This window comes from Yersinia sp. LJYL362, assembly GCF_048323875.1.
Window position 1 is genome coordinate 19649 of the sequence record NZ_JBLWEX010000275.1, and the last position, 10114, is coordinate 29762.

Here is a 10114-nt window from a genome sequence, read left to right on the forward strand (position 1 = left end):
TCATGAAAGAACTGTCTTTTCTGTTGAGTCTTAAAAATAATCTGAGCGCACCGCTCGGCAAGGCGCAACAGTCTGTCGAGCAGTTCGCTAAAAACTCACAACGGGCGTTTAAGCAAATCGCTGTCGGTGGCGCTGGGCTGTGGGGCGTCACTATGGGCGTTAAAGCCTTGGTGGCACCCGCTTATGAAGTACAAAAAACGCTAGATGAACTGTCTACACGTAATGTCAGTACGCAAGCCCTGGATAAAATGTTTAAAGCGGCGCAGACCTTTAGCACAGCCTATGGCAAGAATGCCGCCGACTTTATCAGTTCAGCCACCATCATCAAAAGTACCATTGCTGGCATTACCGATAACGAGCTGCCGCGCTATACCACGGCGATTAATACTCTGGCGGTCGCCACCAAAGGCAGCGCCGAGGGTGCGGCCAATTACATGGCCGATATGGCGAGCAATTTCCGCACCACTGCCAGCGAAATGGGCAATATCCCGTTTGCCGAAATGATGGCGTCGAAAGGCGCGTACATGGTGCAAAACTTTGGTACCAGCCTTGACGAGATCCGCGAGTTGGTTAAATCCAGCAAAGGCACCGGCTTGCAAATGGGCGCAAGCATGGATGAACAACTCGCCGTAATGGGGATGCTCAAACAGACCAAAGGCACCGAGGCCGGCGGGATTTATGACGCATTCCTGAAAAGCGCGATTGATGGCGGTAAACAGTTGGGCCTGAGTTTTACCGATGCTAAAGGCGAAATGCTGGAATTTCCCGACATTCTGCAAAAACTCCAGACCAAATTCGGTAACACCATTGAGGGCAACGTTAAGGCGCAAGCCGCATTAAACAAAGCCTTTGGTGATGGCGCACAGGCATTAACCGCCACCTGGGGCCAGGCCGATAAGTTGCGCCAGCATATGCGTGATATGGGTAATACCCAGGGATTGGATCATGCGGTGGTGATGGCGAAAAAAATGGCCGACATGTGGGAACGGGTTGATCAGGTGTGGAAACGTATTCGAATTGCCATTGGTATGCAGCTTATTCCGGCCATTTCACCACTGGCTGATTATGCGATTAACGCCGGGACTCAATTCGCCAAATGGCTGGATATGTTCCCCAATATCGCACGCTGGATTGGCTACCTTGCCTTGGCAACTTTGGGCGTAGCCGCCGCCGGCGCAGTCGCCAATATCGTGATGGGGGTGGCGAAATTTATCTGGCTGGGCCTGACGGGGATCTGGACTGTGGCAACCACGGTTATCAAAGCCCTGACGTGGGCGCTCAATATCAAAGCGCGCGCCATTCAGTTAGCCACCTTTGCCACTGTCATTTATAACGGGGCGCTCAAGTTCTTGCGCGTCGCACTGTTAGCAACCCGCATGATGTTGATAAGCAGCACCGTCGCCATGCGCGCCTACGGTATCGCCACCCTGCTGGCCGGTGTTGGGATGCAGTTATTGACCAGTCCGATCACCTTGATTATTGCTGGCCTTGTCGCGCTGGCGGCGGGGGTTTGGTATGTGATTTCACATTGGGATCAGCTTAAAGCCACCTTACTGGACAGTGCCGCGTTTCAATGGGTGATGAAGATTGCCGGACAGGTTGGGGATATGTTCGCCGGTGTGTGGGCGTCGATTACCTTGGGCTGGCAAATGGTGGTGGCGTATTTTGGCGGCTTGTCGCCGGTCGCCGCATTTAATGATTTTGCTGACGCCATCGGCAATGTCTTTAGCAAGCTGTGGGATTACTTAACCGAGTCTTTCGGCGCGACTTATAACTGGATTGTCACCAAATTAAATAAAATCCCCGGCGTAAGCATCGACCTTAAACCTATCGGCCAGGGCGAGAACGGCGCAACCGCGCCAACGGCATTACCCGCGCCGGCGGGTTTAATGAGTCCAGCAATGAATAAGGGCGGGATAGCTAAAGCCCTGACCACCAATAACAGCAATCAGACCAACACCACCCGCAGCGGCAATACTATTCATGAGGTGAATATATACCCACCGAATGGAGCCACGCTGGATAGCATCATGGAATCAAGGGAGCTGGCCGCCGGATGAGTGAACAACGGTATATCGACCTGCTGATAACCGACGGCGACTTTACGCTGTCGTCCGGGAATGAACCGCTGTTGTGTGATAACCGCATCAGCATTGCACAGGATTGCGTCCATCGGATTATCGAATCCGGTCTGGTCAAACTGTTGATTGCCGAGCGTAGCCCGGTATTGCGCGCCGATATCCTGTTGCAAATGGAGCTGTTGACCGAAACCGATAATCGCATTGTGCCGGGTACCATCGTGATAACCGATGATAGCCAGGGCAATTATTTTATTACCGCTGATACCTACGAATTCGGCCCACTGTCGACCGGAGGCTTATGATGAATAACCGCCCGAATCCTGACTATAAAGCCATTCTGGCCGACGAGGGAGTGCCGACCACCGAAACGCAAATGCGCGCTGAATTTGTGGCGGTGGTGGCTAAAGAAAACCTAATTACCAACACCTCGAATATGTCGCCGTTCTGGCGGCTTATCAAGGCGATAGTGACCGCGCCGGCGCTGTGGCTGGTTAATGCATTATCCAGCACCGTGATGGCTAATATGTTTCTTGCCACCGCCAGCGGCACATTTGTTGATCTGTTTGCCTGGGCGGTCAATTTGTCCCGCAAAGATGCCAGCACCGCCCAGGGCGTGATCCGCTTTACCAAAATCAGCGCCAGCCAGGCGGTAGTGGTCGCCGCCGGTACCGTTATTCAGACCGAACGCATTAACGGCACGGTATATAAATTATTGACGCTGGCCGATACGGTTATCGCTGCCGGTAGTGCCAGTGCATTAGTTGCGGTTAACGCTGAATCAGCGAGTAGTACTCACAACCTGGCACCAGGTTATTTTCGCATTCTGCCGGTCGCGGTGGCCGGCATTGCCAGCGCAGTCAATGAAGATAATTGGCTGGTGACGCCAGGAGCTGACATTGAAACCGATGATGAATTACGCGACCGGGTACGCAATCAGTTTAATTTGCCTGGTCAATATCATATTGATGCGGTTTACCGCGGTCTGATTGCTGGCATTGCAGGTTTAAGCACTGACCGGATATTTTTCTTACACGATGCGCCACGCGGCCCCGGTACCGCTAACGTTTATCTGTTGCTAGATTCCGGCATCGCCAGCCAGCCTTTTATCGACACAGTGAATGATTATGTGATGATCCAGGGCAACCACGGCCACGGCGACGATGTGCTGTGCTTGCCATTGCCAGAAGTGATTTATGACCTCACCGTCACGTTGCATCTTTTTGCTACGAGCAATTTAAATGATGAACAGACCACCGTTTTGCTGGCAAATATCCGCAATCTGATCGGCTGTGCATTTCGTGAAAATACCGATTACAGCGTACAAAAGACCTGGCCGCACAGCCGTTTTTCAATGTCGCGCCTAGGAGAAGAATTACACGATCACTTTGCTGAAATTGAATCACTGACATTTTCGCAACAGGACATTATCAGCGGGTTATCCGTGCCACGATTGGGCGTGCTGACGTTGGAGAATGCCAATGGATAAGCTACCCACTTTTACCTTGCCGGTATGGATGAATAAAGGCGAGCCGGTGAAATTAATGCGTGCCTGTCTGGCATTCTGGCAACAGGTTTACACCTGGCTGAAATGGCCGCTAAACCAGACTGACCCGCTCACCTGTGTTGTGCCGCTACTCAATGCCCTGGCTTATCAGCGTGATGTCACACAGTTTGCTGGCGAACCACAGGCGTTATTTCGCAAACGGGTAAATTACGCCTTTATTAACGCCAGAGATGCCGGCTCGTTGGCGGGTTTTGCCGCCATATTTGAACGCTTGGGGATCGGTGTTATCACCCAGCATGAGCGCCAACCTGGCTATGATTGGGACGTTATTATTATTCGGGTAAATGATAATCAACTGGCTGAAAATAATAATTTAATGATGGCGCTTATTCGCCAATATGGCCGCACCTGTCGCCGTTATATTTTCCAGGTGATTAATACGAAAACTTTAGCCGTCCACGGTGGCGAGTTTGGCGGGGATTATTATTACCACCATGCAAAATTAAATATTGCCCCTGGCATTATGACGGCAAAAGTGATTTCAACACCGGCGCAAATGCAGCACTCACACGAAGTGTATTCAGCAAAATTAAAATAAGGAATTGTTATGGCTACTGCAATTACTCGCGCCTTTGAACACTGGCAGGCGCAACAGATATTAAATAATTTACCGGCCCGACCTGATACCGTTATTTTCGCACACATTCCAGGGCTGGACAGCAATAGCGAAATTGACCGCGATGAGGGTATTCCTGACGCAGCATTAATCGTACACCGCGAAGCGGTGGCGCAATATGGCGTGATTAATGATTCAGCGGTTGCCTATTCGGTGGTGCTGGATACCCGCGTCGGTGATTTTTCCTTTAACTGGATCGGCCTGGTCGACTCGGCCAGCAATACCCTGTGCATGATTGTACATAATGCCTTGCAGCAAAAAATCGCCACCGCTGGCGGTGTACAGGGCAACAACATTACCCGCACCTTTGTGATGGAGTTTGACGGAGCCGCCGAGGCCAGCCAGATAACCGTCACCGCGCAAACCTGGCAAATTGATTTCAGCGCGCGGCTGAGTGGGATAGATGAAATCACCCGCCTGGCAAATTATGACTATTACGGTCATGCGGCATTTTTTGCTGATGGTTTTTCTATCACTAAAGAAGCGGATAAATACCGGGTTAATCCGGGGCTGGCTTATATCGGTGGTATTCGTGCATTACTGACTGACGGGGTTTTATTAGATGCCAGTGAGAATAATGTTATTTACGCGGATGTAAGTTTGCAGGGCAGTGTATTAGGGCAATTTAACGCCATTATTCATATTGGCGTTAAAAAAAACGCTGAGGATTTAGAGGATTATCCCGACCCAAATGGCTTTATGCACTATGTTGCGCCACTGGCCTTAATTACCGCCAGCGGGGAAGAAGATAAACGCGAAGCCAATCCGTTTGATAAAGCCATTGCCGATATTAACGCCGCCCTCAAAGAGCACGAGAAATCGCGCAATCACCCTGATGCCACGCTGGCCGCTAAAGGGTTTACCCAGTTAAGCAGCGCAGTTGATAGCGACAGCGAAACACTGGCGGCAACTCTGAAAGCGGTCAAGATTACGATGGAAAACGCCAGCGCCCGGTTAGCCAAAGAACGCAACGGCGCGGATATTCCCAACGTGGCGCTATTTCGGCAAAACATCGGGGTAAAAGGTGCGGCCTCACTAGAGGTCGGCACCACTGCCGGTACGGTGGCGGCGGGCGATGATAGCCGGATAGTAAATGCAGTCCAGTCTACCAGTGCCGCTATTAGTCTTCCCGGCACTCTGACTACGGCAGGTAACTTAAAAGGCTCAGGAGTGATAGCAGAAGGTACTGTTTATGCGGGTAATACTAATGCATGGCTAGCCGCTGACGGCAATGTCTACGGTACGGTATGGGGTGGTTACTTATCTATATACTTGTCTAATCGCACAGACCACCGAGTCAGGGCATGGGCGGCAGTGCAAGGAAACGGCACAATCATTAACTCATTCGGCTTTGCAGCGATTAACCGTACCAACGTGGGCGGCTATAACTTTGTCATGTCAACGTCGAACGGTGCGTATGCGGTAACGGTTGGGATTGGTGGCGGTTCACAAAACGGCGCATTAAGCGCTCACTCCGCCAATATTTGGAATAGAACACCAAACTCATTCAGTATCCAGAATGCCAATGATGGTGGAACAAGTTACGACTGGAGAGATTGGCCTGAATTCTTTGTCATCGTTGTTGGCCCATAAGGAGTAAAAGATGGAACAATTTATTAATAATGAGCTGTCAGATAACGGCGATTACGAAAACATCTATGTTGTGGTGTTTGAGAACGAAAGCGGGCGCGGAATGACAGTGGTCAATTTCGCCACGCAAAAATATTTAGATGCATTTACCCATGATGGGCCTTGGTTGAAAATCTTGCGTGAAGAGCTGCCAGACCAGCATTTTATCGAGGCTTGGCAGTTCAATAAAACCCATGATGCCATCGTGGTAAATCCGGTTTGGCTACAAGAAATGCAGGTGGCAGAAGCGGAAAGGGAACGTAACTACAAAATCTGGTTAGTTCAGGACGAGCTTACCGCGCTGCAAACTGATCTGATGCTGGGAATTATTGATGATGAAAATACTACGCATTTAATCAAACTGAAAAAATACGTTATTGCGCTCAAGCAATTAGATGTAGCAACCGCACCGGATGTTATTTGGCCGGAGCTATCAGATGTGGCGTAAATCATTATTACGTATCCCGCCGAATCTGGCCCCGGTCAATTGCTCGACCGTGGCCGCTCACCCCTGGGCATTCGGCGTCGGTCAGACGGAGAAATCAGGCTCATTTCTCAGCCCGGCCAATGCGGTGAACGCACTCGCCAGCCGGCTGGCCGGCGCAGATAGCAATCAAGATGTGCTGATATTACTTATCAGCGCGAAAACCCTGGCCGAGTTTATTACTTTGCTGACCGCCGCCGCCGAGGTGTTCCCGATACCGGCATTAACCCAGGTTCAACGCCGGGCTAAAGCGGCATTGAGTTTAGATGTCAGCAAGATGCAAATCCCCGCGCGTCCTGGTGGTTTGCCCGTCAGTGCGCCGCTATCGGTTGCCACCACACGGCTGGCGTCCGGTGCTCAAGCCTTGCAAAAAGCCATCAGCGATACCGCCGCCGGCAGTAGTAGCGAGACTATCGGTAGCGCCTTGGTAGCATTTAAACAACAGCGCGCCGCGTTGCTGGCCGAGGCAAAAAATAGCCTGGAACAATTACAAGGGGCGAGTGTGCCGCTTTGGTCGCTATCGGTTGAGGGCAACAGCCAAACGGCGATCGCCGAGATGAAAAAAGACATTCCCGACAGCCAGGCCATTTTTAGCCTGGCAATTATGTTTGTGGGTGCTGATTTGGCCCCGCTACGCGCGATGGTGGTTAATCATGGCTGATGTGGTCACGCTGGCCCTTGATGGGGAAGCCATCTTACTCAACAACATTCTGGTAACGCTTTCTATGTCAATTCAGGACAAAGACCAAAGCGGCCAGGCCAGCAGTACCAGCAAATCAGAGCAGGGTACCAAGGGCAAAGAGTTGCGCGTGTCCGGCTTAATTAAATACACCAATCCCGCCATGTTGACGCGTATTTATAGCCTGGCCGAAGCCAAGAACGGCGATGGCAGCAAAAAGCGTTATCGTGTTGCTCATTCACTGGCCCAGGCGGTCAAGTTTCGCGAAGCGACCTTTACCAGCGGCGTGGACGCGGTCGAGCAAACCAATGCTATGGCCTGGCTGGTGAATTTTACCCTGGCTGAATATTCCAGCGTAGCCGAGCGCAAAGCCCAACAGGCCAGCAAGGGCGGTAATAATGCCACCATCCAAACGGCGGGCGGTACTGCGAGCGCGTCAGACGGCGAGACAGCAGAAAGCCGATCATGGTTTGAAAGTGTGCTGCAAAAGGTCGATAACGCTATCGGCCCAGCCGGAGGGGATGCATGAAATCTGTTGTCACGTTGCGTATTGGCGATGATGAAATCCCCGCCAATAGCTTAAATCTGTCACTTTCCCTCAATGGGTGCGGCCTGGGCTTTATTACCGCGCTGACTGACCAGGATTGTAACGGTAAATTGGTGCGGCTGGATTTAGGCTATAACGCCTCAATTTATCGTTGGTTAACCGGATTTGTGGAACGTAGCGCGCCGGCTGAAAATGGCGCGCAGCGGTTAATGGTGCGGGAGCTGGTCGGTGTGTTTGAACGTTCGTGGCCGTGTTCACTGCAACATCCCACATTGCGCGACGTGACCGACGCGGTCGGCAAAGCTACCGCCATGCGTTTTGTGTTGCCGGAAAACACCGCTTACACCGACACCCCGATCCCCCATTTCCAACACAATGGCAGCGGTAGCCAACTGATGCTTAATTTGGGGCGCGCGTTCAGTATCCCGGATTATGTCTGGTACCAACTGCCTGACGGCACCGTCTATGTCGGCAGTTATGCCGATTCGCGTTTTGCACAAACGCCGGTTGATATTCCACAGGAATTCGCCCAGGGCGGTGGCAGTGGTAACAGTCTGACTTTGCCACTTATCCCGGCGATCCGTCCGGGCGTAATTGTGAATGGCCGACGCATCACCAAAGTTGATGTGAGCGACGACACCATGACACTGAACTGGACGCCGTTAAACAGCCAGGGCCAGCCGGCGCAGAAATCCCCGGAACAGCGCCAGATTGAAAAGCTGTATCCAGAATTGGGCGCGGGTTTGCATTTGCCCCGTCGCGCGCGGGTGATGAGTCCGACTGATGCCGCCGAGCTGGGCGACCCGTCCGATCCATTCCGGCCACGTTATGCGGTCAATGTTCAATTGCTGGACGAGAACGGCAACGCCGCTGCCGGTGCGCAAGAATATAACGCGGTACCGCTTCCCATTCCGATGGCTGGCAGTGAGGGCGGGATGTTCCAGTTCCCGCCAGAGGGGACACTGGTCGAAATCGGTTTTGCTGATGGCCGGCCAGATAAGCCAATGATTAGGCAAATACTGTCTGAGGGGCTATCACTGCCAGCAGTCAAGCCAGGGGAGCAATTGCAACAGCAGCGCGCCGGCGTCAGTCAGCGCGTAACGGTTGACGGCAGTTGGCAACGTGACACTGACCAGGCGATCGAGGAAACCAGCAGCCGGCGCAGTGTGACCAGTGACGAGGAAAACCGTACCACCACCACTCGTAACACCACGGTAAAAGCCAACGACAGCACCACGGTGCTGGGAACGAAAACCCTGATGGCCGGCCAGGTGGTGCAACTTGCCGAGGGCGACTATTCGATAGGTACATCGGCCAATATGGTGACCAAAGTCAGCAAAGACAAAACTGACGATGTTGGCCAGAATCAAAATACCAAGGTTGGCCAGAATCTAACGACTGATGTTGCCGGCACGCTCACCGAGAAAATCACGGGTATTCGCCGCAGTGTTGCCGCCGCTCAGGAACTTATCGCGCCATCAGTGCGCCTGGGTACCGATGAAATCAATGTGCTGACACTGTTAACCGATACCCTGGATGTGATCCAAACACTGGCACAACAAACCGCCAGCCATACCCATAACAACACCGGTGGCCCACTGAATGCCGGCGATTTCACCGCTACCGCCAACCACGCGCAAGCCCTTACCGCCAAGTACAGCCCCTTTATTGCCTAACCGCCATCGAGCACAGACAGAAACGTCTGTGCTTCAGCAATGACCAAACCCTCCTGTAATACCCCACAAACGATTTAAGCCATAAAACACGCCACCGTAACGCCAACAAATCGATCTCGCCACCTGTGCGCGCGGGTGAATCCCCAGCCCACATACAGAAGCACTCGCGGGACGAAATCGGCGCTACACCGCACCCGCCTGCACGATTTGGATCTTAAAAATTTTGCAAAAGTTTTGAGCGGCAAACAAACCCGCCAGACCGCGCCGCCGCTGGGCTGTTGCTATTCGAATGGTTTTGCACTGGTCGCCAACATTTGCAACAGTTTGCAAAATGTCGCGGCTATCGCCTTGCTAACCTTTTGGTTAACCTGATGTTTTAAAAGGATCTCTTTTGGATTACGTGACGATCAAATAAAAGTGGCGGGGTTATTTTCATATGAGTTGAAAGAGCGGTGAAGTCAAGCGCCGCAAGGCTTGCGAGGGAATTTACGATGAAAATATTTTTGCAATAACGTGCGAGAAAAGATCTCGCATGGATCGTTAGGAGTGGGGAATAAACAACCCGCTTGCACTCCAGGGAAAACAGCCGCATGTCGATTCCGTGATGATTTTGCGCTCATGAAAAAGCCCCGCAAGCGGGGCTGTTTTTACTCAGAGTGGTCAATGAGTGGACATTGATAGAAATTAATCATTTAATTTCATGGTGTTAAATCAATAAAAAACGCGCCCAAAGGCGCGTTAGATCCGAAATGAGATGGATTATGCCGGCTATTGTTCCTGCTCGGATTCTTCTTCCTCTACATCTACTGACTCCAGATTAGCTTCTTTAACACTGCTT

9 protein-coding genes are annotated in these 10114 nt (G+C 51.9%); all 9 read left to right on the forward strand.

Going from position 1 to position 10114, the window contains the following annotated elements; all coding sequences use genetic code 11:
* Positions 1-2 precede the first annotated feature (2 nt).
* From ACNSO8_RS17535 to ACNSO8_RS17575, 9 genes are read left to right on the forward strand one after another with little or no spacing between them, the layout of a single operon-like run.
* On the forward strand, positions 3-2060 hold the full coding sequence (locus ACNSO8_RS17535) for a phage tail tape measure protein (protein WP_418395381.1): 2058 nt from the start codon (positions 3-5) through the stop codon (positions 2058-2060).
* Positions 2057-2383, forward strand: coding sequence for a DUF2590 family protein (locus ACNSO8_RS17540; RefSeq protein WP_411919841.1), 327 nt, complete (start codon positions 2057-2059; stop codon positions 2381-2383). Before ACNSO8_RS17535 ends, ACNSO8_RS17540 begins: the two co-directional genes overlap by 4 nt.
* Complete coding sequence (locus ACNSO8_RS17545; protein ID WP_418395387.1) at positions 2383-3567, forward strand: baseplate J/gp47 family protein; 1185 nt, start codon at positions 2383-2385, stop codon at positions 3565-3567. The genes ACNSO8_RS17540 and ACNSO8_RS17545 overlap by 1 nt, the downstream gene beginning before the upstream one ends.
* Positions 3560-4183 (forward strand): phage tail protein, encoded by a 624-nt coding sequence (locus ACNSO8_RS17550; protein WP_418395382.1) that lies wholly within the window; start codon positions 3560-3562, stop codon positions 4181-4183. Before ACNSO8_RS17545 ends, ACNSO8_RS17550 begins: the two co-directional genes overlap by 8 nt.
* Positions 4184-4192: 9 nt before the next feature.
* Positions 4193-5854, forward strand: a complete 1662-nt coding sequence (locus ACNSO8_RS17555; RefSeq protein ID WP_418395383.1) for a phage tail protein — start codon at positions 4193-4195, stop codon at positions 5852-5854.
* Positions 5855-5864: 10 nt separating this feature from the next.
* Positions 5865-6338 (forward strand): tail fiber assembly protein, encoded by a 474-nt coding sequence (locus ACNSO8_RS17560; RefSeq protein WP_411919845.1) that lies wholly within the window; start codon positions 5865-5867, stop codon positions 6336-6338.
* Positions 6328-7035, forward strand: a complete 708-nt coding sequence (locus ACNSO8_RS17565) for a hypothetical protein (RefSeq protein ID WP_418395384.1) — start codon at positions 6328-6330, stop codon at positions 7033-7035. Before ACNSO8_RS17560 ends, ACNSO8_RS17565 begins: the two co-directional genes overlap by 11 nt.
* A complete protein-coding gene (locus ACNSO8_RS17570; protein WP_418395385.1) occupies positions 7028-7582 on the forward strand; it encodes a hypothetical protein in 555 nt (184 codons plus the stop codon). Before ACNSO8_RS17565 ends, ACNSO8_RS17570 begins: the two co-directional genes overlap by 8 nt.
* Positions 7579-9276: a hypothetical protein gene (locus ACNSO8_RS17575; protein WP_418395386.1), complete on the forward strand. Its 1698-nt coding sequence runs from the start codon at positions 7579-7581 to the stop codon at positions 9274-9276. The genes ACNSO8_RS17570 and ACNSO8_RS17575 overlap by 4 nt, the downstream gene beginning before the upstream one ends.
* Positions 9277-10114: the final 838 nt, after the last annotated feature.